The 24,072-nt window shown below is 71.3% G+C and carries 22 protein-coding genes; 7 read left to right on the top strand and 15 right to left on the bottom strand.

Features of this window, described 5'->3' with window-relative positions; translation table 11 throughout:
* Window positions 1-109: 109 nt before the first annotated feature.
* Both L0984_RS02275 and L0984_RS02280 read right to left on the bottom strand, forming a co-directional pair.
* Complete coding sequence (locus L0984_RS02275; RefSeq protein WP_370645872.1) at window positions 110-871, bottom strand: paraquat-inducible protein A; 762 nt, start codon at window positions 869-871, stop codon at window positions 110-112.
* Window positions 868-1,539, bottom strand: coding sequence for a paraquat-inducible protein A (locus L0984_RS02280; RefSeq protein ID WP_017760405.1), 672 nt, complete (start codon window positions 1,537-1,539; stop codon window positions 868-870). The genes L0984_RS02275 and L0984_RS02280 overlap by 4 nt, the downstream gene beginning before the upstream one ends.
* A gap of 158 nt (window positions 1,540-1,697) precedes the next feature.
* Here L0984_RS02280 and L0984_RS02285 point away from each other — a divergent pair, with 158 nt between their 5' ends.
* Together L0984_RS02285 and L0984_RS02290 are read left to right on the top strand one after the other, a co-directional pair.
* Entirely contained in the window at window positions 1,698-2,285 is a 588-nt protein-coding gene (locus L0984_RS02285) for a DUF2239 family protein (protein ID WP_234192144.1), read from the top strand.
* Window positions 2,286-2,344: 59 nt separating this feature from the next.
* Window positions 2,345-3,724 carry an MATE family efflux transporter gene (locus tag L0984_RS02290; RefSeq protein WP_234192145.1) on the top strand — a complete coding sequence of 460 codons (1,380 nt, stop codon included), beginning with the start codon at window positions 2,345-2,347 and terminating at the stop codon, window positions 3,722-3,724.
* A gap of 57 nt (window positions 3,725-3,781) precedes the next feature.
* Here L0984_RS02290 and L0984_RS02295 read toward each other — a convergent pair whose 3' ends face one another.
* On the bottom strand, window positions 3,782-4,777 hold the full coding sequence (locus L0984_RS02295; protein ID WP_234192146.1) for a LysR substrate-binding domain-containing protein: 996 nt from the start codon (window positions 4,775-4,777) through the stop codon (window positions 3,782-3,784).
* A 97-nt stretch (window positions 4,778-4,874) separates the two neighbouring features.
* On the opposite strand from L0984_RS02295, the gene L0984_RS02300 reads away from it, so the two are divergent.
* Window positions 4,875-5,891: a zinc-dependent alcohol dehydrogenase family protein gene (locus tag L0984_RS02300; protein WP_234192147.1), complete on the top strand. Its 1,017-nt coding sequence runs from the start codon at window positions 4,875-4,877 to the stop codon at window positions 5,889-5,891.
* Window positions 5,892-5,912: 21 nt separating this feature from the next.
* On the opposite strand, the gene L0984_RS02305 is transcribed toward L0984_RS02300, so the two are convergent.
* The 7 genes from L0984_RS02305 to L0984_RS02335 form a co-directional block, all read right to left on the bottom strand.
* Complete coding sequence (locus tag L0984_RS02305) at window positions 5,913-7,328, bottom strand: MFS transporter (RefSeq protein ID WP_234192148.1); 1,416 nt, start codon at window positions 7,326-7,328, stop codon at window positions 5,913-5,915.
* A 169-nt stretch (window positions 7,329-7,497) separates the two neighbouring features.
* Window positions 7,498-8,049: a methylated-DNA--[protein]-cysteine S-methyltransferase gene (locus tag L0984_RS02310; protein ID WP_234192149.1), complete on the bottom strand. Its 552-nt coding sequence runs from the start codon at window positions 8,047-8,049 to the stop codon at window positions 7,498-7,500.
* Window positions 8,050-8,070: 21 nt separating this feature from the next.
* A complete protein-coding gene (locus L0984_RS02315) occupies window positions 8,071-9,291 on the bottom strand; it encodes a multidrug effflux MFS transporter (protein WP_234192150.1) in 1,221 nt (406 codons plus the stop codon).
* 173 nt (window positions 9,292-9,464) lie between these two features.
* A complete protein-coding gene (locus L0984_RS02320) occupies window positions 9,465-10,535 on the bottom strand; it encodes an ABC transporter ATP-binding protein (protein WP_234192151.1) in 1,071 nt (356 codons plus the stop codon).
* Between the two features lie 5 nt (window positions 10,536-10,540).
* On the bottom strand, window positions 10,541-11,389 hold the full coding sequence (locus L0984_RS02325; RefSeq protein WP_076509937.1) for a carbohydrate ABC transporter permease: 849 nt from the start codon (window positions 11,387-11,389) through the stop codon (window positions 10,541-10,543).
* Window positions 11,390-11,399: 10 nt separating this feature from the next.
* On the bottom strand, window positions 11,400-12,281 hold the full coding sequence (locus L0984_RS02330; RefSeq protein ID WP_234192152.1) for a carbohydrate ABC transporter permease: 882 nt from the start codon (window positions 12,279-12,281) through the stop codon (window positions 11,400-11,402).
* A gap of 87 nt (window positions 12,282-12,368) precedes the next feature.
* Window positions 12,369-13,631: an ABC transporter substrate-binding protein gene (locus L0984_RS02335; protein WP_234192153.1), complete on the bottom strand. Its 1,263-nt coding sequence runs from the start codon at window positions 13,629-13,631 to the stop codon at window positions 12,369-12,371.
* 142 nt (window positions 13,632-13,773) lie between these two features.
* Here L0984_RS02335 and L0984_RS02340 point away from each other — a divergent pair, with 142 nt between their 5' ends.
* Both L0984_RS02340 and L0984_RS02345 read left to right on the top strand, forming a co-directional pair.
* Window positions 13,774-14,472, top strand: a complete 699-nt coding sequence (locus L0984_RS02340; protein ID WP_234192154.1) for a response regulator transcription factor — start codon at window positions 13,774-13,776, stop codon at window positions 14,470-14,472.
* Window positions 14,465-16,036 carry a sensor histidine kinase gene (locus tag L0984_RS02345; RefSeq protein ID WP_234192155.1) on the top strand — a complete coding sequence of 524 codons (1,572 nt, stop codon included), beginning with the start codon at window positions 14,465-14,467 and terminating at the stop codon, window positions 16,034-16,036. Before L0984_RS02340 ends, L0984_RS02345 begins: the two co-directional genes overlap by 8 nt.
* Window positions 16,037-16,182: 146 nt before the next feature.
* Here the strand turns inward: L0984_RS02345 and L0984_RS02350 are convergent, their stop codons facing one another.
* Window positions 16,183-17,172, bottom strand: a complete 990-nt coding sequence (locus L0984_RS02350; protein WP_370645873.1) for a LysR family transcriptional regulator — start codon at window positions 17,170-17,172, stop codon at window positions 16,183-16,185.
* 32 nt (window positions 17,173-17,204) lie between these two features.
* Between L0984_RS02350 and L0984_RS02355 the strand changes: the two genes are divergently transcribed.
* Together L0984_RS02355 and L0984_RS02360 are read left to right on the top strand one after the other, a co-directional pair.
* Window positions 17,205-18,398, top strand: a complete 1,194-nt coding sequence (locus L0984_RS02355; RefSeq protein ID WP_234192157.1) for an MFS transporter — start codon at window positions 17,205-17,207, stop codon at window positions 18,396-18,398.
* Between the two features lie 25 nt (window positions 18,399-18,423).
* Complete coding sequence (locus L0984_RS02360) at window positions 18,424-19,464, top strand: aldo/keto reductase (RefSeq protein ID WP_234192158.1); 1,041 nt, start codon at window positions 18,424-18,426, stop codon at window positions 19,462-19,464.
* Window positions 19,465-19,533: 69 nt separating this feature from the next.
* On the opposite strand, the gene L0984_RS02365 is transcribed toward L0984_RS02360, so the two are convergent.
* From L0984_RS02365 to L0984_RS02380, 4 genes are all read right to left on the bottom strand, one after another.
* The gene (locus tag L0984_RS02365; protein ID WP_234192159.1) at window positions 19,534-20,448 is read right to left on the bottom strand and encodes an SDR family oxidoreductase; all 915 of its coding nucleotides are present in this window, start codon (window positions 20,446-20,448) and stop codon (window positions 19,534-19,536) included.
* 135 nt (window positions 20,449-20,583) lie between these two features.
* On the bottom strand, window positions 20,584-21,525 hold the full coding sequence (locus tag L0984_RS02370; protein ID WP_234192160.1) for a glutathione S-transferase family protein: 942 nt from the start codon (window positions 21,523-21,525) through the stop codon (window positions 20,584-20,586).
* 93 nt (window positions 21,526-21,618) lie between these two features.
* Window positions 21,619-23,286: an isovaleryl-CoA dehydrogenase gene (locus L0984_RS02375; protein WP_234192161.1), complete on the bottom strand. Its 1,668-nt coding sequence runs from the start codon at window positions 23,284-23,286 to the stop codon at window positions 21,619-21,621.
* Window positions 23,287-23,313: 27 nt separating this feature from the next.
* On the bottom strand, window positions 23,314-24,072 hold the full coding sequence (locus L0984_RS02380) for a carbon-nitrogen hydrolase family protein (protein WP_234192162.1): 759 nt from the start codon (window positions 24,070-24,072) through the stop codon (window positions 23,314-23,316).

The following is a 24,072-nucleotide window of genomic DNA, read 5'->3' on the forward strand; positions in this document are numbered from 1 at the left end:
TCACTCTCCTATGCCCTCGCGGGCGCGATTCGGTTGTCAGGCATGCGGACGATTGGCGGGAAGACCGTCAACGTCGCCACGCGCCCATCGGGACGGGGCGGAAAGGCACTCATGCGCCCGCCTTCGACGCTGGCGCGGCGGCGACGCAGTCCGGTTCGGCGGCCTCTTCGTCGTCGGGCATGCCGGCGTCCCAGATCAGCCGCGGGTCGAAGCTCAGCGAGGCGAGCATGGTCAGCACCACCACGGCACCGAAGGCAGCAATCCCCACGCCAGCCTGCACCACGGCGAAGCCCTGGATGCGCACCAGCCCCGCCAGCAGCGAGACCACGAACACGTCGAGCATCGACCAGCGACCGATGAACTCCAGCACCTGGTAGAGCCGCGCGCGCTCGCGCTGGCGCCAGCGGCTGCCGCGCTGCGTGGTGATCACCAGCACGGCCAGCGCCGCCAGCTTGAACAGCGGCACCAGGAAGCTGGCCGTGAAGATCAACGCCGCGAGCCCGTAGGAGCCCGAGATCCAGAAGAAGATGATCCCGCTGAGGATGGTGTCCTGCTGCGTGCCGAGCAGGCTCTTGGTGATCATCACGGGCAGCAGGTTGGCCGGCAGGTACAGCACCACCGCGGCAAGCAGGTAGGCCCAGGTGCGCCGCAGGCTGTCCGGCTTGCGGGCGCGCAGGCGTGTGCCGCAGCGGCCGCAGTGCTCGCCGGGCTGGGCGCCTTCCCACACGGTGCCGCAGCGGTGGCAGTCGAGCAGGCAGGCGTCGTGGGCGGTGACGATGGCACCGCCGCCCTCTTCCACCGGCAGGTGCGGCGTGGCCTGGCCCGCGAGCCGCGCCAGGCGCTCGCGCGTGGCGCGGGCGCGGCCCGTCAAGGCGTGCCTCCGGCGGCGGCTTCGCGCTCGAAGGCCATGCCCCAGAAGCTGCGCGGATCGAAGGACAGCAGCGTGGTCAGCAGCACCGTCAGCCCGACGAAGGCCCACAGCGCGGGACCGAGCACCACCGTCGCCATGCCGAAGAGCTTGACGATGGCCACCAGCACCCCGAGCAGGAAGACCTCGACCATGCCCCAGGGCCGCAGCGACTGCAGTGCCCTCACCAGCACGGCAAAGCCTGGGGGGCGCTGCGATGGACCAGCCGCGGCATCGCCATCGGCCTGCCCGGCCTTCCATACCCGCGGCGCGACCTGCAGGTAGAACAGGATGCACAGCTGCGCCAGCGGAAAGATCAGCGTCGTCGCCAGCACCAGCAAGGCGACGGGCGACATGCCTTCGCCGGCCAGCACCACCACCGCACCGGCCAGCGTGGTCTGGCTGGTACGGCCCTGCAGTTCGATCTCGACGATGGGAAAGAGATTGGCGATGGCGAAGAGGATGAGGCTGGCCAGCGTCAGCGGCAGCAGGCGCTCGCGCTGCTGACCCGGGTGGCGCGCCAGCTCGGTCCCGCAGCGCGGGCAATGCGCGATCTCCCGGGGACGAAGCCGCGGCGCGCGGAACACCGCGTCGCATCCTTCGCATACCGTCACGTCGGGCACCACATTCATCGGCGGGCATTCTGCCAACACCCCGTGAAGTCAGCGGGGCGGCAGGCGCACCAGCCCGCGGCATCCGCCGACCACTACCGCTGTAGGACAGTTTCCCAGTTCATTTTTACCCGGGCGTATTGCAGACTCGATTTCAGCCGGGTAATATTCGGCGCATCATGGATGCTCCCAGTGCGCCGCAGCTGACGGCTTTTCTCGGCTACCAGCAGATCGCCCACGGTCCGCGCGAATCGGTGCTCGCCGAATTGCGCCGCCGGCAGGACAACCCGCCTGCCATCGTGTTCGACGACCACAGCGGCGAGCGGGTGGAGCTGGAGGCGGCCCCCGGCTGCGGCACGCCCTGCCCCGCGGAGGCCGACACCGCAGGCGGCACCCGCCACGCCCGTGGCGTGGGGCGGCCGCGGCTCGGCGTGGTGGCACGCGAAGTCACGCTGCTGCCGCGGCACTGGGAATGGCTCAGCCGCCAGCCGGGCGGCGCCTCGGTGGCGCTGCGCCGTCTGGTGGACGACGCCCGCCGCGTCTACGCGGACCGCGACGCGGTGCGCGCCTCGCGCGAATCGACCTACCGTTTCCTGAGCACCGTCGCGAGCGCCCTGCCCGGCTTCGAGGAGGCCGCGCGCGCCCTCTTCGCCGGCGACCCGGCGCGCTTCGCCGAACAGATTCGCGACTGGCCAGAGGACGTGGCCCGCTACGCCCGGCACCTGTCCGCGAACAGCTGGGCCACCACGCCGGAGCAGACGGCATGAGCGTCCGCACGGCCGCTCCGAAGGACGCTTCCACCGCAGGCGAAGCCAAAGGGGTCTCCATGACTGCCCGCCCGGCGGCCCCAAAGGGCGCTCTCCCAAACCGTCCGCTCTGGAAGACCTTCCTCTTCTTCCTGCTGCCCATGCTGCTGTCCAACGTGCTGCAGTCGCTCTCGGGCACGGTCAACAACATCTACCTGGGGCAGATGCTGGGCGTGCATGCACTGGCCGCGGTCTCGGGCTTCTTTCCGGTGATGTTCTTCTTCATCGCCTTCACCATCGGCCTGGGCGCCGGCGCCTCGGTGCTGATCGGCCAGGCCTGGGGCGCGGCCGAGCCCGAACGGGCGCGTGCCGTGGCGGGCACGGCGCTGTCGGTGGTGCTGGTGTTCGGCCTGCTGGTGGCGGTGTTCGGCGGGCTGTTCACGCGGCCGCTGCTGCATGCGCTGGGCACGCCGCCGGACATCCTGCCCGACGCCACCGCCTATGCCCGCATCATCCTGATCGCGATGCCGGGGCTGTTCGTCTACCTGCTCTCCACCGCCATGCTGCGCGGCGTGGGCGACACCATGACGCCCCTCTACACGCTGGCCATTTCCACCGCCACCGGCCTGCTGCTCACCCCCGCCCTGATCCGCGGCTGGCTGGGCCTGCCGCAGCTGGGCGTGGCGAGCGCGGCCTGGGCCACGGTGGTGGGCTTCGTGCTCGCCAGCCTGTGGATGGGCCTGCACCTGCGCCGGCGCGGCAGCCCGCTGGCGCCCAACCGGGCCCTGCTGCGGCACCTGCGCATCGACTGGCAGTTGCTGCGCGCGGTGCTCAAGGTGGGCGTGCCCACCGGCGTGCAGATGATCGTGGTCTCGCTGGCGGCGGTGGTGCTGCTGTCCCTGGTCAACGGCTTCGGCTCGGCCGCCACGGCGGCCTATGGCGCGGTCAACCAGGTCATCGCCTATGTGCAGTTTCCGGCCATCTCCATCGCCATCACGGCCTCGGTGCTGGGGGCGCAGGCCATCGGCGCCGGCAAGGCCGACCAGTTGGGCCGCATCACGGCCACGGCGCTGGGCATGAACCTGGCGCTGACCGGCGGGCTGGTGCTGCTGGCCTACCTGGCCTCGCGGCCCTTGATGGGCCTGTTCATCACCGACCCGGCGGTGATCGAGGTGGCGCAGCAGCTGCTGCACATCATGCTGTGGAGCCTGGTGGTCTTCGGCATGGGCTCGGCCCTGGCCGGCGTGATGCGCGCCAGCGGCTCGGTGCTGGTGCCCACCGCCATCACCATCGGCGCCGTGCTGCTGGTGGAGGTGCCCGCCGCCTGGTGGATGAGCCACCGCTTCGGTCTCAAGGGCATCTGGATGGCGTACCCAATGGGCTTCTGCGCCATGCTGCTGATGCAGACGGCGTACTACCGCGCCATCTGGCGGCACAAGAAGATCCAGCGGATCGTCTGACATCAGGCCCGCTGCGCAGCGCCGCGGCGCGGCGCCTGCTGCAGGGACGACGCGCCGTCAGTCGTCGAGGCGAAGGGCCGGCCTGTCCGGACCTTTCGCGGGCGCAGGAGACGAGGCGACAGTCGGACCGCCCTGTGCCAGCCGCAGCGGCAGCCGGCTGGCCAACAGGTCGATGGCCATGCGCGTCTTGAGCGGCAGCACGCGTGAGTGGGGCCAGACGGCCTGCAGCGCATAGCCGTAGGGCGCCGGCTCGTCGAAGACCCGCACCAGCGTTCCCGCCTGCACGGCATCGTCCACCAGCCAGGCCGGCAGCCGGGTCAGGCCCATGCCGGCCAGGGCCGCGCCCTTGTTGGCCTCCAGGCTGTTGCAGCTGAAGGAGATGTGCGCGGGGGCATCGAAGACCCGCACGCCGCCGTGCTCGTCGTTGAACTGCCAGGGATGCGGCCCATGCTCGCGCGCATAGCCCACGAAGCGATGCTGCGCCGCCGTGGCGGCCATCGCGTCGAAGCTTCCGGGCGGCGGATGGCGCGCCAGATAGCCGGGCGAGGCGTAGACGCCCATCCATTGGCGCCCGAGCATCCGCGCCGCCAGCACGCTGCTGTCGCCCAGCGGGCCGCTGCGTACCGCCAGGTCGAAGCGCTCGTCCACCAGGTCGATGACGCTGTCGCTGAACACCATCTCCAGCACCAGTTCCGGATGGGCCGCGGCGAGTTCCAGCAGCAGCGGCGCCACCAGCTCGCGCCCCACCAGGATGGGTGCCGTCACCCGCAGGCGCCCGCGCGGGGCGGTGCGGCCCGCATCGACGGCGGCATCGGCTGCGTCGAGTTCGGCCAGCGCGCGGCGGCAGCGCTCGTAGTAGAGCTGGCCGTCCTCGGTCAGGCTCTGGCTGCGCGTGCTGCGGTGGAACAGCCGCGTGCCCAGGCGCGCCTCCAGCCGCGCGACGCTCTTGGCCACGGCCGAGCGGGTGCGTTGCAGCCGCTGCGCGGCCAGCGCGAAGTTGCCCGACTCCGCCGCCGCCACGAAGGCCTCGATGCCCGCCAGTCGTTCGTTCATTGGCGATATTTCCTATCCACTGCGTCGATCCAGTTGCGCCACCAGCGACTTTAGCGCGCCAATAGCATGAACGCTCCCTCAAACAACAGGAGCTTCCATGACGTCCGCGACCACGCTGCAGCGCTGGCAATTCACCGATTTCGGCCTCGAACACCTGGCGCGCGCCGAGGCGCCGATGCCCTCGCCGGGCCCCGGGCAGGTGCTGGTCCAGGTCGACGCGGCATCGCTCAACTACCGCGACCTGCTCATCGCCCGCAACACCTACCGCTGGTCGGCGCCCCTGCCCTTCGTGCCGGCCTCGGACATGGCAGGCACGGTGCTGGCCGTGGGCGACGGCGTGAAGCGCTGGCGTGGCGGCGAGCGCGTGATCAGCACCTTCGTCGCAGGCTGGCTCGACGGCGCGGCGCCCGCCACCGCCCAGACGCTGGGCGTGCCCGGCCCCGGCGTGCTCGCCTCGCACGTGGTGCTGGATGCCGACTGGATCACCGACGCGCCCGCATCGCTGAATGCGGCCCAGGCCAGCACCCTGCCCTGCGCGGCCCTGACCGCCTGGTTCGCCCTGGTCGAGGAAGGCGGCCTGCAGGCCGGCCAGACCGTGCTCATCCACGGCACGGGCGGCGTGGCGCTGTTCGGCCTGCAGTTCGCCCGCATGCATGGCGCGCGGGTGGTGATGGTGTCGGGCAGCGCGGACAAGCGCGCCCAGGCGCTGGCGCTGGGCGCCCACCATGTGCTGGCCCGCGACGCGGACTGGGCGGCCGAAGTAGTGCGGCTGACCGACGGCCGCGGTGCCGAGCAGGTGCTGGAGACCGTGGGCGGCGCCAACCTCGGGCGCTCGCTGCAGGCGCTGGCGCGCAATGGGCGCGTGTCGGTGATCGGCGTGCTGGAAGGCGGGGACATGGCGGGTTCGGCCTTCGACGCCATCGGCCGCCGGGCGCGCATCCAGGGCATCAGCGTCGGCAGCCGCGCGGCGCTGGACCGCATGGTGCGTGCCATCGACCTCAACCGGCTGGAGCCGGTGGTGGCGACCGAGTACGGCTTCGACGACGTGCCCCAGGCCTTCGACCACCTGGCGCGCGGCGCCTTCGGCAAGGTCGTGGTTCGCCTCTCGCGCTGATCGCGAGCGCGGCCCGCCGCGTCAGGCCGCGGCGTGCCCGCTGGCCGTCCTGACGCGCAGCGAACTGAACACGCCGGACACCGCCGCAAAGGCAGCGGCCACGCCCAGCGCCACCTCGGGCCCGGTGCGCAGGTGCGGGTCCCACACGCTGAAGATGACGGCGAGCACGACCGCCCCCACCGTCTGCCCGGTGAGCCGCGCTGTGCCCAGCATGCCGCTGGCGGCACCGCTGCGGTGCGGCGGCGGCGCAGTCACGATGGTGTGGTTGTTGGGCGACTGGAACAGCCCGAAGCCCACGCCGCACAAGGCCATGCGCCAGGCGATGTCGCCATTGCTGGGCGCATCGGGCAACAGGGCCAGCAGCGTCAGACCGATGGCCAGCAGGCCCAGGCCGACCCCGCCCAGCAGCCCGTCGGGCACGCGGCCGATCAGCCGGCCCGCGATGGGCGCCGTGGCGACGATGGCCAGCGGCCACGCCGTCAGCAGCAGGCCGGCCTGCACATGCGTGCGGCCGAAGGCATCGAGCAGCAGGAAGGGCAGCGCGATGTAGGCCAGCATCTGCGCCGCGAAGGCGCTGACCGAGGTGCCCATGGACAGCGCGAAGACCGGGATGCGCAGCAGGTCGACCGGGAACAGCGGCACGCGCATCGGCCACTGCCGGCGCATGTAGATGGCGCCCAGCAGCAGCCCCGCGCCCAGCCACAGCCAGCCGTCGAGGCGAGCGCTTGCCTGGCCGTCCTGCACGCCCAGCCGGTCCACGCCCAGGAAGAAGAGCGAGAACATGCCGACGTTGAGCAGAACGTCCAGCACCCGCATGCGGTCGCCCAGCGCGGGCCCCACATTCGCGGGCAACGCCCCCCAGCCCAGCCACAGCACCGCCACGCCCAGCGGCAGGTTGATGGCGAAGAGCCAGGGCCAGTCGGCCACCGCCAGCACCGCCGCCGCCACCGAAGGGCCCGCCACCGACGAGGCAGCCACCACCATCGAGTTGATCGCCATGCCCTTGCCGAGCTGGGCCCGCGGATAGGTCAGCCGCACCAGCGCCGCATTCACGCTCATCAGGCCCGCCGCGCCCACGCCCTGCACGGCACGCGCGGCGATCAGCCAGCCCAGGCTGCTGGACATCATCGCGCCCAGCGAAGCCACCGTGAACAGCGCCATGCCGGCCATGTAGACGCGCCGGAAGCCGATCTGCTCGCCCAGTCGCGCCAGCGGCAGCAGCAGCACCAGCGTGGCGATCTGGTAGGCGTTGACCACCCACACCGCGTGGGAGGCACTGGCATTGAGCGAGCGGGCGATGCCGGGCAGTGCGAGGTTGAGGATGGTGCTGTCGAGCACCGAGACGATCATGGCCACGATGATCACGGCCATCGCCCGGCCGCGCTGCGGCTGGGGCAGGCCGTCGTAGGCCGGGCTCTGCGTCGCGGCCGGTGTCATGCGCCGCTCCGTGCCGCCAGGCCGGGAGGGGTGGGAACGAAGGCGGGCGGCAGGCGCAGGGAAGGCATCGGCATCCGCCGATTCTGCGCCGCGCACCGCGCTGGCGCCGGCGGGCGGGGCGATGGCCGAGTGCGCGCCGGGGTGGTGCGTGGCCAACTGTGCAGGATGCTCAGCGTTCGTCGAAGAGCGGCTCGCTGCCCCAGGGCCGGGCGCCCTCGATGGCCAGCATGCGCAGCTTGAGCAGCGCCCCGCCCGGCGCCGAGAAGCCGCCCGGCCGGCCGTCCGCGCCGAGGACCCGGTGGCAGGGCACGACCGGCGCGAAGGGGTTGTGGCCCAGGGCCTGGCCCACCGCCCGCGCCCTGCCCTTGCCGCCCAGCGCCTCGGCCAGTTCGCCGTAGGTGCGGGTCTGGCCGGGCGGGATCTGCCGCGCCAGCGCATAGACGCGGCGGTGGAAGTCCGGCACGCCGCGCTCGTCCAGCGGCAGCTCGCACAGGTCGCGCGGCTCGCCCGCCAGCAGGGCGCGGATGCCGTCGATGGCCTGCAGCACCCAGTCGGGGGGCGGCACGGCATCCGACGCGTCCGGACAGCGGCGCAACAGGTGGGCGCGCAGGCCGGCGGCGCCGCCGTCGGCCTCCGGCAGCAGCACGCTGCGCAGGCCGGCCTCGCCCCAGGCCAGGCCGCAGTGGCCGATGGCGGTGTCGAAGACGGCGAGGCCGGTCATGCGGGGCCTGGGCTCAGGTGATCACGTCAGGCAATCGGGCCGCGATGGCAGCCGCCGGCCGCGCACACCCAGCGTCACCAGCGTGAGCGTGAGCGACAGGTACAAACCCGCCGCCATGCCCAGCACCATGGGCAGCGGCCGGCCGTCGTTGAACAGGCTGACCACCGCCATGCCCACCGCCCCGCCCAGCATCTGCAGCGTGCCCATTAGCGCCGCCGCCGTGCCGGCGATGGCGCCGTGGTTCTCCAGCGCAAGCACCGCCGTGGTCGGGATCACCAGGCCCATGAAGGCGCTGGCCACGAAGTACAGGCCGATCAGCACCGCCAGCGAATCGCCGCCCGTCAGGTAGTGCGCCAGCATGAGGCTGATGGCGACGCTGGCGCCCAGCACGCCCACGCGCACCAGCGGCACCAGGCCGAAGCGGGCCGACAGCCGCCCGTTGAGCTGCGCCGCGCCGAAGAAGGCCGCCGCGTTCACGCCGAAGGCGATGCTGTACTGCGTGGGCGTGAGGCCATAGTGGCCGATCATCACGAAGGAGGACGTCGACAGGTAGATGAAGAAGCCCATCATCGCGAAGCCGCCGATGAAGACCAGGCCGAGGAAGTGCGCGTCCAGCAGCAGCCGGCCGTAGGCGCGCAGCGCGCTGCCCAGGCTGCTTTCCACGCGGGCCGAGGGCGGCCGCGTTTCTTCGAGGCTGAAGGCCAGCAGCGCCAACCCGGCCACGGCTGCCACGGCGATGGCCCAGAACACCGCACGCCAGCCCGCGGCGGCGATGACGCCGCTGCCGGCCAGCGGCGCCAGGATGGGCGAGACGCTGAACACCAGCATCAGCAGCGACATCAGCCGCGCCGCGTCGGGCCCGGTGTGCAGGTCGCGCACCACGGCGCGCGGGATCGCCATGCCCGCTGCTGCGCCCAGGCCCTGGACGAAGCGCAGCACGATCAGCGTGTGGATGTCGGTGGCCAGCGCGCAGCCCACGCTGGCGAGCGCGAACAGCGCCATGCCGAAGAACATGGGCGGCCGTCGACCCACCATGTCCGACACCGGGCCATAGAGCAGTTGGCCGATGCCGATGGAGATGAAGAACACCGTCAGGCTCAGCTGCGCGGTGCCGAAGTCGGTGCCCAGCTGATGGCCGATGGCCGGCAGCGCCGGCAGGTACATGTCGATGGCGAAGGGGCCGATGGCCGAGAGCAGGCCGAGGACGACGGCGATGCGGAGGAACCGGGGAGACGAAGACATAGGCGGCGCATTGTCCCGGCTTGGGCGGCATGCCGCCCGTCGGCCCGGATGCGGCCCCGGGCCGTCACGGGCATTGGGCCGGGCCGCGACTAGGCGCCAGCGGCAAGCCTGTCCAGCCAGATGACGGACACGGCTGGCGGCGGCGCCCTTCCCTGCCCGCCGCAGCCGCCGCCTCAGAGCCGCCGCGCGCCCTCTGCGTCGAACAGGTGCACGCTTTCCGCGCCCCACTGCAGGTGCACCGCCTCGCCCACCCGGTCACGCAGCGTGCCGGGCACACGCACCGTCAGCAGGCCCAGCGGCGTGGCCACCTCCGCATAGGTCTCGGGGCCGGTCGGCTCGATCAGCTCCAGCACGCCCTCCAGGCCCGCATCGGCGAAGACGATGTTCTCGGGCCGCAGGCCATACAGCAGCTTCGTGCCGGCAGCCTGCGCCGGCAGCGCCGGATGGCGCGACGGGTCGCAGGGCATCACCAGCCCGCCCGCCTCCACGCCACCGCTTGCCCCCGTGGCGGCATCGATGAAGTTCATGGCCGGCGAGCCGATGAACTCCGCCACGAAACGGTTGGCCGGGCTGCCGTAGATCTGCTCGGGCGTGCCGAACTGCTGCACGAGGCCGTCCTTCATCACCGCGATGCGGTCGCCCAGCGTCATGGCCTCGACCTGATCGTGGGTGACGTAGACGGTGGTGGTCTTGGTGCGCTGGTGCAGGCGCTTGATCTCGGCGCGCATCTCCACGCGCAGCTTGGCGTCCAGATTGGACAGCGGCTCGTCGAAGAGGAAGAGCGCCGGGTCGCGGGCCAAGGCCCGGCCCATGGCCACGCGCTGGCGCTGGCCGCCCGAGAGCTGGCCGGGCTTGCGGCCCAGCAGCGCCTGCAGCTGCAGCATCTGCGCCACGCGCTGCACCGTGGCCTCGCGTTCGGCCTTGGGCACCTTGCGCAGCTCCAGGCCGAAGGCGATGTTCTGCGCAACCGTCATGTTGGGGTAGAGCGCATAGCTCTGGAACACCATGGCGATGTCGCGGTCCTTGCTGGGCAGGTTGGTGACCTCGCGCTCGCCGATGTGCACCGAGCCGGACGTCGGTGCGTCCAGCCCCGCGATGATCGACAGCAGCGTGGACTTGCCGCAGCCCGAGGGCCCGACCAGGATCAGGAACTCGCCGGCCTCGATCTCCAGGTCGATGCCCTTGAGGATGTGGGTGTTGCCCGCGTAGGTCTTGTGGATCTGGCGGATGCCGAGTGCGCCCATGTTCTTCATCCCTTCACCGCGCCGGCCGTCAGCCCGCGCACAAAGTACTTGCCCGCCACCACGTAGACGAAGAGGGTCGGCAGCGCGGCGATCAGCGCCGCGGCCATGTCCACGTTGTATTCCTTGACCGAGCTGGTGGTGTTGGCCAGGTTGTTCAGGCCCACGGTGATGGGCTTGCTGTCGGCGCCGGAGAACACCACGCCGTAGAGGAAGTCGTTCCAGATGGCCGTGAACTGCCAGATGACTGTCACCACCAGGATCGGCACCGACAGCGGCAGCACGATGCGCCGGAAGATCTGCCAGAAGCTGGCACCGTCGAGCATGGCCGCCTTGACCAGCTCGGGCGGCAGGCCCACGTAGTAGTTGCGGAAGAACAGCGTGGTGGTCGGCAGCCCGGCCAGCAGGTGCATGAGGATCAGCCCCCAGATGGAGCTGGCGATGCCCAGCCAGCCCAGCACCTGGCTCATGGGCAGCAGCACCACCTGCATGGGCATGAAGACGCCGAAGAGCATCAGCGCGAACATCGTCTCGCTGCCTCGGAAGCGCCACTGCGCCAGCACGTAGCCGTTGAGCGCGCCCAGCAGCGTGGAGATGGCCACGGCCGGCACCACCATCAGCACCGAGTTCATGAAGAAGGGCTGCAGGCCGCGGCAGTCGGTGCCGGTGCAGGCGGAGCTCCAGGCCTTGCTCCAGGCCTCGAAGGTGGGCTGCGTGGGCAGGGCCACCATGCTGGTGGCGCGCACCTGGTCCATGTCCTTGAAGGAGGTGACCAGCATGACGTACAGCGGCGCCAGGAAGTAGGCCGCGAAGAGCAGCAGCAGCGCCCAGAGGATGGTGCGGTGAACGACGCGCATGGGTGTGTCCTCAGCCCTTCTTGGTCCGCAGTTCGGAGTACAGGTACGGCACCACCACCGCCGCAACGGTGGCCAGCATGACGGTGGCGCTGGCCGCGCCCAGGCCGATCTGGCCGCGGGTGAAGGCCATGGCGTACATGAAGGTGGCCGGCAGGTCGGTGGCGAAGCCGGGACCGCCCGCAGTGAGCGCCATCACCAGGTCGAAGCTCTTGATGGCCAGGTGGCTGACCACCAGCACGGTGCTGAAGAACACCGGCCGCAGGCTGGGGATGATGATGCGCCAGTAGATGCGCGGCAGGCTGGCGCCGTCCACCTGCGCGGCCTTGATGATGGCGTCGTCGATGCCGCGCAACGCCGCCAGGAAGAGCGCCATGACGAAGCCCGCGCTTTGCCACACGCCGGCGATCACCACGCAGTAGATGGCCCGGTCGGGGTCGACCAGCCAGTCGAAGCTGAAGCCCGCGAAGCCCCAGGACTGCATCAGGTGCTCCAGGCCCATGCCGGGGTTGAGCATCCACTTCCAGGCCGTGCCGGTGACGATGGCCGAGATGGCCATGGGGTACAGGTACACCGTGCGCAGCACGCCCTCGGCGCGGATCTTCTGGTCCAGCAGGATGGCGAGCAACAGGCCCAGCAGCGTGCTGCCCCCGATGAAGAGCACGCCGAAGATCAGCATGTTCGTCATCGCGACGCGGAAGCGCTCGTTCTCCCACAGCGTGAGGTAGTGGTCGAGCCCCGCGAAGTCGTAGTTGGGCAGCAGCCGCGACTCCGACACCGACAGGTAGCCGTTCCAGGCGATCAGGCCGTAGATGAACAGGAAGGCCAGCACGAAGCTGGGCGCGATGACCAGCTTGGGCAGCCAGGGCGTGGGCAGGCGGGAAGGCGCGGACATGGGGCTCCCTCGTCGGGCGATGCTGCGGCGGCCCCGGCGCGGGTGGCGGCCGGGGCGGTGCTCGTCAGGTATGCAGCGCGGGGCCGGTCAGCGGGTCTTGGCCGCGGCGGCGATCTTGGCGACGGCGTCCTGTGCGCTCATCTTGTCGCTGTTCCAGTACTGGCTCACGGCGTCCTTCAGCGCGCCTTCGACGGCCGAGGGCACGGCCATGCTGTGGGCCGCGCTGGGCACCAGGGCGCCCGACTTGGCGGTGGCGGCGAAGTCCTTGGCCGAGAGCTTGGCGCAGTCGTCGAACTTGTCCATGGGCACGTCCAGCCGCACCGGGATCGAGCCCTTGGCCAGGCTGAAGGTCTCCTGGAAGGCCGGCGACATGATGGCCTCGGCCAGGTCGTTCTGGGCCTTGATGCGGTCGTCGCCCTTGACCTTGAACATGGCGAAGGAGTCGATGTTGAAGGTGAAGGCCTGCGCGGTGCCCGGCGCGGCCATGCACAGGAAGTCGGTGCCCGGCTTCTTGCCGGCGGCCACGAACTCGCCCTTGGCCCAGTCGCCCATGAACTGCATGCCGGCCTCGCCCTTGATGACCATGGCGGTGGCCAGGTTCCAGTCGCGGCCCGAGGCGGCCTTGTCGGTGTAGGGCTTGATGCGCTTGAAGGTCTCGGCGGCCTTGATCATGGTGGGGCTCTTGAGCGCGTCCTGGTCCAGCTGCACCAGGGCCTTGCGGTAGAAGTCGGCGCCCCCCACGCCCAGCACCACCGTCTCGAAGGTGGTGAAGTCCTGCCAGGGCTGGCCGCCGTGGGCCACGGGCGTGATGCCGGCCTTCTGCAGGGCATCGGCGGTGGCGAAGAACTCGTCCCAAGTGGTGGGCGCCTTGGCCTTGGCCTTCTTGAGCGCCTCGGGGTTGATCCAGAGCCAGTTCACGCGGTGCACGTTGACCGGCGCGGCCACGTAGTTGCCCTTGTATTTCATGATGGCGGCCACGGTGGCCGGCAGCGCCGCGTCCCACTTGTTGGCCTTGGCCACGCCGTCGATGCTGGTCAGCACGCCCTCGCGCGCCCATTCCTGGATGGCCGGGCCCTTGATCTGGGCGGCCGAGGGCGCATTGCCCGAGACCACGCGCGACTTCAGCACCGTCATGGCCGAATCGCCACCGCCGCCGGCGACGGCGAAGTCCTTCCAGGTGTCGCCCTTGGCCTGCAGCGTGGCCTTGAGGGCGGCGGCGGCCTTGGCCTCGCCGCCGCTGGTCCAGTAGTGCAGCACCTCGACCTCGCCGGCCTGGGCGGCACCGGCCAGCGCCAGCAGTGCGGCCGCGGCGGCGGTGCGGGTGAAGGAAGCAGTCGGAAGAACGCGCATGGTCAGGTCTCCTTGAAGCGCCCCGCGGGGCCGTTGAGTGGTCGGCGTCGTCGCCGCGGCCGGATTATTAAAGTCTCTTTAATTTATTAATCTAAGGTTAAACCCGAGGCCGAAGCGGCCCCGCTTCGTTAATCTCGGCGGGATGCACATCCTGCTTGCCGAAGACGACGCCCTGCTGGCCGACGGACTGGCGGCCCAGCTGAAGGGCGCCGGCTTCGCGGTGGAGCACGCACCCAACGGCGCCGTGGCCGAATACCTGCTCGGCCGCCACCGCTTCGACCTCGCCATCCTCGATCTGGGCCTGCCGCTGCTGGACGGCCTGAGCCTGCTGCGCCAGGTGCGCGCCCAGCAGCCGCTGCTGCCCATCGTCGTGCTCACCGCCCGCGACAGCCTGGAAGACCGCGTGAGCGGCCTGCAGGCCGGCGCCGACGACTACGTGACCAAGCCCTTCGACTTTCCGGAGCTGGAGGCGCGGCTGCATGCCCTGCTGCGCCGCACCCGGGCCCGCGGCAGCGGCCTGCAGGTGGGCGGCATGCTGCTGGACCGCGACAACCGCCGCGCCACGGTGGGCGGCGAGGCCATCGAGCTGAGCGGCCGCGAATGGGCCATGCTGGAACTGCTGGCCGAGCGCGCCGGCGAGGTCGTGACCAAGGACGAGATCGTGCGCGCTTGGATGGGCGACGAGGGCGACAGCGCCGCGGTGGGCAACGCGGTGGAGGTCTACGTGCACAAGCTGCGGCGCAAGCTGGAGAAGCCGGGCCTGGTCATCCGCACGGTGCGCGGGCTGGGCTACCTGCTCGAAAGCCCGGCGCCGGCCGCGACGGCGGGCGCACGTGGCTGATCGGCCCTCTCACGCCCCCCGCCGCTTCGCGCCCACCCTGCGCCGCCAGCTCTTGCTGTGGCTGCTGCTCCCGCAGCTCGTGCTGTGGCTGGCCGGCGGCCTCGCGGCCTACCAGCTGGCCGAGCGCTACACCAACGCCGCCGTCGATGCCAGCCTGCTGCAGGCCTCGCGCGCCCTGGCCCGCCAGCTGCGCCCGCTGGACAACGGCCTCCTGATCGACTTTCCGCGCGCCGCTCAGGACGTGCTGGAGGCCGACCCCGACGACCGTCTGCACTACATGGTCAGCACGCCACCGGGCGCCTTCATCCTCGGCAACCACCAGCTGCCGCTGCCGCCGGCCGCCGTCATGGCGCGGCCACCCATCGGCCAGCCCTACTTCTACGACGCGCTGCTGCCGCCCGCCAACGACGAGGTCGGCGCCCGCCAGCCGCTGCGCGTGGCCGCCCTCTTTCTGCGCCAGGGCGGCCGCGACGACCCGAACGCAGTGCTGCTGGTGCAGGTGGCGCGCAGCCGTACCAGCCGCGAGGAACTGGCGCGCGGCATCCTGTGGGACACGCTGCTGCCCCTGGCCGGCCTGATCCTGCTGATGACCACGGTGATCTGGCTGGGCATCCGCGCCGGCCTGGCCCCGCTGCTGCGCCTGCGCCGCGAGGTGGAAGGCCGCGCGCCCACCGACCTCACACCGATCCGCCTCGACGCCGCGCCGGGCGAGGTGCGCGCGCTGGTGATGGCCGTGAACGGCCTGCTGGCGGCCGTGCAGCACAACCTGGCGCAGCAGAAGCGCTTCATCAGCGATGCTGCGCACCAGATGCGCACACCGCTGGCGGGCCTCAAGTCACAGGCCGAAGTGGCGCTGGCCCTGGCCGGCGACGAGGCCCAGCGCGAGCGCCTGCGCCGCGTGCACGAAAGCGCCGACCGCAGCGCGCACCTCGTCAACCAACTGCTCACCCTGGCGCGCGCGGAGCCCGACACCGCCGCGGCCCGGGGCTCGCCGGTGGACGTGCGGACGCTGGCGCAGGAGCTCACCGCCACGCTGGTGCCGCGGGCGCTGCGCGAGGGCATCGACCTGGGCTTTGCGCCCGTGGAGGAAGAAGGAAGCCCGGTGGGTGAGATCGCGACAAATGCTTCCGACGCCGCTGGCGCTGGCGCTGGCGATGGCAATGCCCACAAAGCGATGGACTCCGCAGCAATCACCACGCCCGCCGAGGCGCCACCTCTCGTCGTCATCGGCCATGCCTGGCTGCTGCGCGAGGCCCTCAGCAACCTGATCGACAACGCCCTGCGCTACGCCGGCCGCGGCGCCGTCGTGACCGTCGACGTTCAGCGCGACGGCGACGAGGCCGTGCTCAGCGTCACCGACGACGGCCCCGGCATCGCGCCGGAGGACTCGTCCCGCGTCTTCGAGCGCTTCGTGCGCGCCACCGATCAAGGCAACGGCTGCGGGCTGGGCCTGCCGATCGTGAAGGAGATCGTGGAGCGCCAGGGCGGGCGCGTGACGCTGGCGCCGGTCCAGCCGCGCGGGCTGTGCGCCCGCATCCATCTGCCGCTCGCGCCGGCAACCTGAAACCCCGTGCTGCGCCGCGCCGCGCCCAATGCCGGCCGATCATTCAAGAACCGTTCGGGCTGAGCCTGTCGAAGCCGGGGCGCAAGCCCGCCGACCCGCTCAGAGCGGCAGGGTCGAGTGACCGGGATTGCGCGCAAAGACAGTGTTCAGGCCGCAGGCTCCGGCACCCGGTCCGCACCCTCGAAATCCGCATGCGCGGCCAGGAAGTCCAGCACCGCCCGCACCCGCGCCGGCAGCCGCCCGGGCCGGCCCAGGTAGACGGCATGCAGCGGCTCCAGCTCGTGCGGGTTGAACGCCTCCATCACCGGCACCAGACGCCCCGCGCGCAGGTCGGGCAGCACGTGGTAGACGGACAGGCGCGCCAGCCCCACGCCTTCCATCGCCAGCAGGCGCAACGCCGCACCGTCGCTGGCGCGGGCGCTGCCCACCACCGGCATCGCGGCCGCACGGCCATCGACGACCAGCGGCCAGTCGGGCACGTTGCGGCGGTAGGTGGAGCCCAGACGGTTGTGGCGCGCGAGCTCCTCCACCGTGGTGGGCGTTCCGTGCCGCGCCAGGTAGTCGGGTGAGCCGACGATGGCCTGCGCCGTGTGGCCCAGCAGCCGGCCCACCAGATCCGAAGGCGGCAGCTTGCCCCAGCGGATCGCGATGTCGCAGCGCTCCTCCATCAGGTCGACCACGCGGTCGGTCAGCACCACGTCCACCTGCAACTCCGGATAGGCCTCCAACAGCCGCGGTACCAGTGGCAGCAGCAACCGATGCCCGAAGGGAATGCTGGCATTGATGCTGACCCGCCCGCGCGGTGCAGCGCCGGCCCCGACGCAGCGTTCGGCCTCGTCCAGGTCGGCCAGCACCCGCAGGCCGCGCTCGTAGAAGAGCTGGCCTTCGGCCGTGAGCTGCAGCTTGCGGGTGGAGCGGTGCACCAGTTGCACCGACAGGCGCGCCTCCAGCCGGGCCACCAGCTTGCTGATGGCCGAGGGCGTCAGGCCCAGGTGCCGCGCCGCGGCCGAGAAGCCGCCGCGGTCCACCACCTGCACGAAGGCCTCCAGTTCGCCGGCGCGGTTGACCTCGACCCGCGCGGGGCCCGACTTGTGAATTGGCTTCACAGCTGCTTGTCCAGAGAGCGTCCTAGTCATCGTGGCGCGATCAGATCACAGTCTCGGCCATCATGCCTCTCGCACTTCTTGCCCTCACCGCCGGCGCCTTTGGCATCGGCACCACCGAATTCGTCATCATGGGCCTGCTGCAGCAGGTCGCGGCCGACCTGCGCGTGTCCATCACGGCGGCTGGCCTGCTCATTTCCGGCTATGCGCTGGGCGTCGCCGTCGGCGCGCCGGTGCTCACGCTGGCCACGCGGCGCCTGCCGCGGCGCACGGTGCTGATCGCGCTGATGGGCGTGTTCACCGCCGGCAACATCGCCTGCGCCCTGGCGCCCGACTACGCCACGCTGATGGCCGCCCGGGTGCTGACCTCGCTGGCGCACGGCACCTTCTTCGGCGTCGGCGCCGTGGTGGCCGCGGGCCTGGTGCCGCCCGAGCGCCGGGCCTCGGCCATCGCACTGATGTTCACCGGCCTCACCGCCGCGACGCTGCTGGGCGTGCCGGCCGGCGCCTGGATCGGGCTGCAGTGGGGCTGGCGCGCCACCTTCTGGGCCGTGGCCGTGGTCGGCGTGGTGGCGCTGGCAGTGCTGATGCGCTTCGTGCCGCAGCAGGTGCAGGCAGAGGCGCCCGCCACGCTGGCCGAGGAGCTGTCGGTGCTGGCCCGGCCGCAGGTGTGGCTGAGCCTGGCCATCACCATCCTGGGCTTCGGGGGCGTGTTCGCCTTCTACACCTACGTGCAGCCGGTGCTGACGCAGGTGACCGGCCTGTCCGTCGCGGCCGTGTCGCCGCTGTTGCTGGTCTTCGGCGGCGGGCTGGCGGTGGGCAACATCCTCGGCGGCCGGCTGGCCGACCGGGCGCCGATGCCGGCCGTGATCGGCACCCTGCTCGCGCTGGCCGTGGTGCTGGCGCTCGCCCCGCTCGCCATGCCGCACCGGGTGGCGGCGGCGGTCTTCCTGGCGGCGCTGGGCGTGGCCGCCTTCGCCACCGCCGCGCCGCTGCAGGCCCGCATGCTGGAGCAGGCGGCCGGCGCGGGTCAGAACCTCGCGTCCAGCCTGAACATCGCCGCCTTCAACCTGGGCAACGCCCTGGGCGCCTGGGTGGGCGGCGCGGTCATCGACCACGGGCCCGGGCTGCAGGGCCTCGGTCCGGCAGCGGCCGGGCTCACGCTGGCCGGGCTGGCCCTGGCGCTGGTCAGCCGGGCGATGCAGCGTCGTCGCCTGTCCGCCGACACGCCTTCCGCGCCGCGCCGCTGCAACGCCTGACTCACACACCCAAGGAGAAACAACCATGGAACACCGACTGCTCGGCCGCTCCGGCTTCCGCGTCCCGGTGCTCGGCTTTGGCGCCGGCACCTTCGGCGGACAAGGGCCGCTCTTCAGCGCCTGGGGCCGCACCGACGTGGACGAGGCCCGCGAGATGATCGCCATCTGCCTGGAGGCCGGCGTCTCGCTCTTCGACACGGCGGACGTCTATTCCGACGGCGCCTCCGAGCGCGTGCTGGGCGAGGCGCTGCAGGGCCGGCGGCATGAGGCCATCCTGTCGACCAAGCTCACGCTGCCCACCGGGCCCGGGCCCAACGACCGCGGCTGGTCGCGCCACCATCTGATCGGCGGCGTGGAGGCCGCGCTGCGACGGCTGCGCACCGAGCACATCGATCTGCTGCAATTGCATGCCTTCGACGCCGCCACGCCGGTGGAGCAGATGCTGCGCACGCTGGACGACCTGGTGCGCAGCGGCAAGGTGCGCAGCATCGGCGCCTCCAACTTCGCGGGCTGGCAGCTGATGAAGGCGCTGGCCGCGGCCGACCGACTGGGCACGGAGCGCTTCGTCGCCAACCAGGCCTACTACTCACTGGTCGGCCGCGACTACGAGTGGGAGCTGATGCCGCTGGGCATCGACCAGGGCCTGGGCGCCATCGTCTGGAGCCCGCTGGGCTGGGGCCGGCTGACGGGCCGCATCCGCCGCGGCCAACCGCTGCCCGAAGGCAGCCGCCTGCACCAGACGGCCAGCTTCGCACCGCCGGTGGAGGACGAGCGCCTGTTCCGCGTGGTCGAGGCCATGGACACCGTGGCCGAGGAAACGGGCCGCACCCTGCCGCAGATCGCCATCAACTGGCTGCTGCAACGGCCCACGGTGAGCAGCGTGCTCATCGGCGCGCGCGACGCGACGCAACTGCGCCAGAACCTCGGCGCCATCGGCTGGCAGCTGAGCGCCGCGCAGATGGCCCGCCTGGACGCCGCCAGCGCGGTGACGCCGCCCTATCCCTACTACCCGTACTGGAACGGCCAGTTCACCGAGCTGGCACCGCCAGCCGTGCCTGTGGGTTGAGGCCAAGCGCGCGCAGCGACCTCGGCCTTGCTCGCCTGCAAGCGTGCGCTCCGCCGAAGGCAGCCCCGCTCAACCGCCGCGCAACTGCGCCTTCAACTGCGCCCCCACTTCCGGCCGCTCCAGGAAGGGATCGGCCGGGTTCTGGATGGCCACGATGTTCTCCATGCGGCTCTTGACGTTGCCCAGGGCCTTGGCGCCGGTGTGGCTGAAGACGTAGAACTGGTTGTCGCCGATGGCCTGGAAGACCTTGTGCGCCACCTCGGCCGCCGTGACCTTGCCGCTGGAGACGGCCTTCTCGGACATGGCCTGGCCGATCAGCTGGCTCTTGGTCAGCTGGCCCTGCGCCAGCGCGCCGCCCGGCCGGTTGCGCTCGCTCTGCACGATGGCAGTGGGCACGAAGTAGGGGCACAGCAGGCTGGCGCCGATCTGGTCGGTGACCAGGCGCAAGTCCTGGTACATGGTCTCGGTCAGGCTCACCACGGCCGCCTTGGCGGCGTTGTAGATGCCCATGTTGGGGGCCGTGAGCAGACCGGCCATGCTGGCGGTGTTGGTGATGTGGCCGCGGTAGGCCGGGTCTTTCTCGGCGGCCTCCAGCATCATGGGCACGAACAGGCGCACGCCGTGCACCACGCCCCACAGGTCCACGCCCAGCACCCATTCCCAGTCGGCGACCGAGTTCTCCCACACCAGACCGCCGGCACCCACGCCCGCGTTGTTGAAGACGAAGTGCGGCGCGCCGAAGCGCTCCTTCACGGCCGCGGCCAGGGCTTCCATCTCACTCGCGTTGGAGACGTCCACCTTCCGCGCCATCACCTGCACGCCGGCGGCCTTCATCTCGGCCTCGGCCTTATCGAGTGCGTCCTGCTGCACGTCGACCAGCACGAGGTTCATGCCGCGCGCCGCGCCGATGCGCGCGCACTCGAGGCCGAAGCCGGAAGCGGCGCCGGTGAGCACCGCGGTCTTGCCGTGGAAGTCCTGGATCATGGAAGTCGGTCCTTTTGCCGTTGTCTCTGGAATGCGGAGGATTGCCGCTGTGCGACCGATTGGAGCGCCCGCGGTGCCCCATGGCTGTCTTGCAGGCGACGTCGGCGGGCAGCCACCCCGCCGCCATCGCGCCGATCAGCCCGCGTCGGCCGCCTTCAGCACATAGCCCGTGCGCGGAAAGTGCACATGCAGCGTGCCCGCGCGCTCGTCCTCGCGGGCCAGCGTGAAGTGCGTGCGCGTGGCGGCCACCAGCGTGCCGACGGTCTCTTCCAGGCCGAAGCTCTCGGCGCGGATGGTCACCGCGCTGCCCAGCGGAATGCCATGGTCGTCCTGGAAGGTGCTGTCGGTCAGCAGGGTCTTGGGTGCGGCGGCCTTGGCGATGGCCAGCGCATCGGCCGAGCTGATCTTCTCGAAGCTGCCGTGGCCGATGGCCTTGATGCGGTCCATCCAGTCGACCACCGCGGGCGTGAGCTGGAGGATGGACTTCACGGCATTGACGCGGCTGGTGTACCAGAGCGGGTGGTAGGCCGCGAAGTCGGCGATGCAGGGCACCTCGCCGAGCAGATGGCTGCGGTCGTCCAGCATGTCGGACAGGCGCCGCAGGTAGTTCTTGTACGCGGCGGCGGCATCGGCGGGCTTGATGCGGGCCATGTTGCCGGCGGTCATCTTGCCGCGGTCTTCGCCAAAGGCCTTGGCCGCCTCGGCCGGCAGGCTGGCGAAGAGTTCGGCCGCGCCCTTGGGCTGCAGGTTCCAGGCCATGGCAGCCCAGAACAGCGTGCTGTCGGCCCACTGCGCCACGATGCGGGCCAGGCCTTTCTCGGGCTCGGGGTAGAGGGTGGGCTCGGGCTGCAGGTGCTCCAGCACGTCGGCGATGAGGGCGGTGTCGCAATACACGTCCGCGCCCACCTGCAGCACCGGCGTGCGGCGGTAGCCGCCGGTCAGCGCCACCAGGTCGGGTTTGGGCATGACCGAGGGAATGATCACCGACTTCCAGGCCAGCTTCTTGTGGCCGAGCAGCAGGCGCACCTTCTCCGAGAAGGGCGAGGCGGCGTAGTGGTGCAGGATGATGTCTGCCATGGGGACTCCGGAAAGGGACGGCGGCGTGGCGCCGGATTCAGCGGCGCGGGCCGCTGCGTGGGTCGGATGCGAAGAACGGGTGGAACGGGCCGGTCAGCGCGGCATGGCCCGGGCCAGGATGGCGTCGAAATCGGCGCCCTCGCCCAGTGTGCCGAAAGTCTGGCCCCAGTCGCCCCCGATGCGCGAGGCGCAGAAGGCCTCGTGCACCGCGGCCGGCGCCGTCTGCACCAGCAGCGCGGCCTGCACGGCCAGCGCCACGTCCTGCGCCAGGCGACGCGCCTGGGTTTCGGTGGCCATGGCCTCCACACGCGTGGGCAGGGCGTCCATCAGCCGGTCGAGCGCCGGATGCGCGCCACGGGCGGGCGCCAGTTCGTTGGCGAGCGCGGCGGCGATGTCGCCCTTGCGCAAGGCGCGCAGCAGGTCGATGGCCATGATGTTGCCGGCGCCCTCCCAGATGGAGTTGACCGGCATCTCGCGGTAGATGCGGGCCAGCACGCCTTCGCCGCCCTCCTCCACATAGCCGTTGCCGCCCAGGCATTCCATGGCCTCCTGCGCCAGCGCGGCGCCGCGCTTGCAGATCCAGAACTTGGCGATGGGCGTGAGCACGCGGGCGAGCAGCCGCTCGCGCGGGTCCTGCGCGCGGTCGAAGGCACGCGCGAGGCGGATCGACAGGGCGACGGCCGCTTCGCTTTCGAGCGCCATGTCGGCCAGCACGTTCTTCATCAGCGGCTGCGCGATCAGCGGCTTGCCGAAGGCGCTGCGTTGCGCCGTGTGGTTGAGCGCCTGGGCCAGGGCCTGGCGCATCAGGCCGCTGGTGCCCAGCGAGCAGTCGAGCCGGGTCATGGTGCCCATCTCGAGGATCTGCGGCACGCCGCGCCCCTCCTCGCCCACCAGCCAGGCGGTGGCGCCGTGGAACTCGACCTCGGAGCTGGCATTGGCCTTGTTGCCCAGCTTGTCCTTCAGGCGCTGGATGCGCAGCGCGTTGCGCGTGCCGTCCGGCAGCACACGCGGCAGGAAGAAGCAGGAGAGCCCCGCCGGCGCCTGCGCCAGCACCAGGAAGGCGTCGCACATCGGCGCCGAGAAGAACCACTTGTGGCCGGTGAGCGCATAGCGCTCGCCCCAGGCGTCGCTGCCGTCGCGCACCGCCTGCGTGGTGTTGGCCCGCACATCGGAGCCGCCCTGCTTCTCGGTCATGCCCATGCCCATGGTCACGCCGGGCTTGTCGCGCCAGACGGCCAGCTGCGGGTCGTACCAGCGGCTCTGCAGCTTGGGCGCCCAGTCGGCATAGATGGCCGAATTGCCGCGCAGGCCGGGCGTGGCCGCATAGGTCATGGAGATGGGGCACAGCATCGAGGGCTCCAGCTCGGTGAAGAGCATGAAGCCGGCGGCGCGCTGCACATGCGGCGAGCGGCCGGCCGCGGTTGCTGCCGGATCGCCCGCCTCGGCCCAGGGCGTGCCGTGCAGGCCGGCGCCCACGGCGGCGCCCATGAGCGCGTGGTAGCTGGGATGGAACTCCACCTCGTCGATGCGCCGGCCGAAGCGGTCGTGCGTGTGCAGCACCGGCGTGTGCACATTGGCCAGGCGCGCATGCTGCTGCATCTGCGCCGTGCCCACCTCGCGGCCCAGCGCCTGCAGCGGCGAAAGGTCAAGACTGGGTGCGTTGAAGCGCAGGGCGTCCTGCAACGCACGGTGGGTGGCGAACAGGTCGTAGTCGACCAGCGGCTCGGGCTGGTTGAAGACTTCGTGGGTCATGTCGGCCATGGCGCCCTCCTTGAACAGGCTCGTCGTTTACAGCGGCACGACGCGGGCCGACCAGCCAGCCCCCGCCGCCTCTTGATCGATCACCAGCAGATGCTCGCCAGGGCCTTCGACCTCGGCAAGAAGACTTCCATCCGGCAGCCAGAAGGCGCTGCGCCCTGCCGACACATAGCCGCCGGACGGGCCGCCATGGTTGCTCAGCAGCACAGGCATGCCATGGGTCTTGGCACGCATCTGGAGCAAGGCCGCGTCATGGCCATAGCCGCCCACGGAGATGAGCGCGCTGGCCACATAGACCTGCGCGCCCGCTTCGTGCGCCTGCGCCGCGTGGCTCGCCGTGCAGAAGTCGGCGCAGACCGCCAGGCCCGCGCGCAGGCGGCCCGTGTCGATGAGAAAAGCGCCGCCGGGCCCCGCCGATGCAAAGGCATCCTCTCCCGGATGCAGATGCTGCTTCAGACACACCCGCGGCGGCGCGTGTGGCGAGAGCACGATGGCCGCGATGTGCGGCAGTCCGCCCGCCGCATGCGCCACCGGCGCGCCCACGACGACGGCCATGCCTGCCGCATCGACCGCCGACTGCAGTGGCGCCAGTACGCCATCGGGTAGCGACGCATCGATCAGGCAATCGCGCAGCAGATCCGGCTCGTAGCCGCTCAGCGAGAGTTCGGGAAACACCAGCAAGTCCACGGCTGCCGCCTGCGCCGCACGGATGAGGCGCAGGTGCGACGCCACGTTCGCCGCCAGGTCGCCCGGGCGGGAGATCGACTGCGCCGCGGCGAGCCGGACCAT

Source organism: Pseudacidovorax sp. NFM-22 (assembly GCF_021401245.1).
Taxonomy (GTDB): Bacteria; Pseudomonadota; Gammaproteobacteria; order Burkholderiales; family Burkholderiaceae_C; genus Xenophilus.

Coding starts and splice junctions, on each gene's coding strand:
- L0984_RS02280 (WP_017760405.1), bottom strand. CDS start 1,539: ATGAATGTGGTGCCCGACGTGACGGTATGCGAAGGATGCGACGCGGTG.
- L0984_RS02285 (WP_234192144.1), top strand. CDS start 1,698: ATGGATGCTCCCAGTGCGCCGCAGCTGACGGCTTTTCTCGGCTACCAG.
- L0984_RS02290 (WP_234192145.1), top strand. CDS start 2,345: ATGACTGCCCGCCCGGCGGCCCCAAAGGGCGCTCTCCCAAACCGTCCG.
- L0984_RS02295 (WP_234192146.1), bottom strand. CDS start 4,777: ATGAACGAACGACTGGCGGGCATCGAGGCCTTCGTGGCGGCGGCGGAG.
- L0984_RS02300 (WP_234192147.1), top strand. CDS start 4,875: ATGACGTCCGCGACCACGCTGCAGCGCTGGCAATTCACCGATTTCGGC.
- L0984_RS02305 (WP_234192148.1), bottom strand. CDS start 7,328: ATGACACCGGCCGCGACGCAGAGCCCGGCCTACGACGGCCTGCCCCAG.
- L0984_RS02310 (WP_234192149.1), bottom strand. CDS start 8,049: ATGACCGGCCTCGCCGTCTTCGACACCGCCATCGGCCACTGCGGCCTG.
- L0984_RS02315 (WP_234192150.1), bottom strand. CDS start 9,291: ATGTCTTCGTCTCCCCGGTTCCTCCGCATCGCCGTCGTCCTCGGCCTG.
- L0984_RS02320 (WP_234192151.1), bottom strand. CDS start 10,535: ATGGGCGCACTCGGCATCCGCCAGATCCACAAGACCTACGCGGGCAAC.
- L0984_RS02325 (WP_076509937.1), bottom strand. CDS start 11,389: ATGCGCGTCGTTCACCGCACCATCCTCTGGGCGCTGCTGCTGCTCTTC.
- L0984_RS02330 (WP_234192152.1), bottom strand. CDS start 12,281: ATGTCCGCGCCTTCCCGCCTGCCCACGCCCTGGCTGCCCAAGCTGGTC.
- L0984_RS02335 (WP_234192153.1), bottom strand. CDS start 13,631: ATGCGCGTTCTTCCGACTGCTTCCTTCACCCGCACCGCCGCCGCGGCC.
- L0984_RS02340 (WP_234192154.1), top strand. CDS start 13,774: ATGCACATCCTGCTTGCCGAAGACGACGCCCTGCTGGCCGACGGACTG.
- L0984_RS02350 (WP_370645873.1), bottom strand. CDS start 17,172: ATGACTAGGACGCTCTCTGGACAAGCAGCTGTGAAGCCAATTCACAAG.
- L0984_RS02355 (WP_234192157.1), top strand. CDS start 17,205: ATGCCTCTCGCACTTCTTGCCCTCACCGCCGGCGCCTTTGGCATCGGC.
- L0984_RS02360 (WP_234192158.1), top strand. CDS start 18,424: ATGGAACACCGACTGCTCGGCCGCTCCGGCTTCCGCGTCCCGGTGCTC.
- L0984_RS02365 (WP_234192159.1), bottom strand. CDS start 20,448: ATGATCCAGGACTTCCACGGCAAGACCGCGGTGCTCACCGGCGCCGCT.
- L0984_RS02370 (WP_234192160.1), bottom strand. CDS start 21,525: ATGGCAGACATCATCCTGCACCACTACGCCGCCTCGCCCTTCTCGGAG.
- L0984_RS02375 (WP_234192161.1), bottom strand. CDS start 23,286: ATGGCCGACATGACCCACGAAGTCTTCAACCAGCCCGAGCCGCTGGTC.
- L0984_RS02380 (WP_234192162.1), bottom strand. CDS start 24,072: ATGGTCCGGCTCGCCGCGGCGCAGTCGATCTCCCGCCCGGGCGACCTG.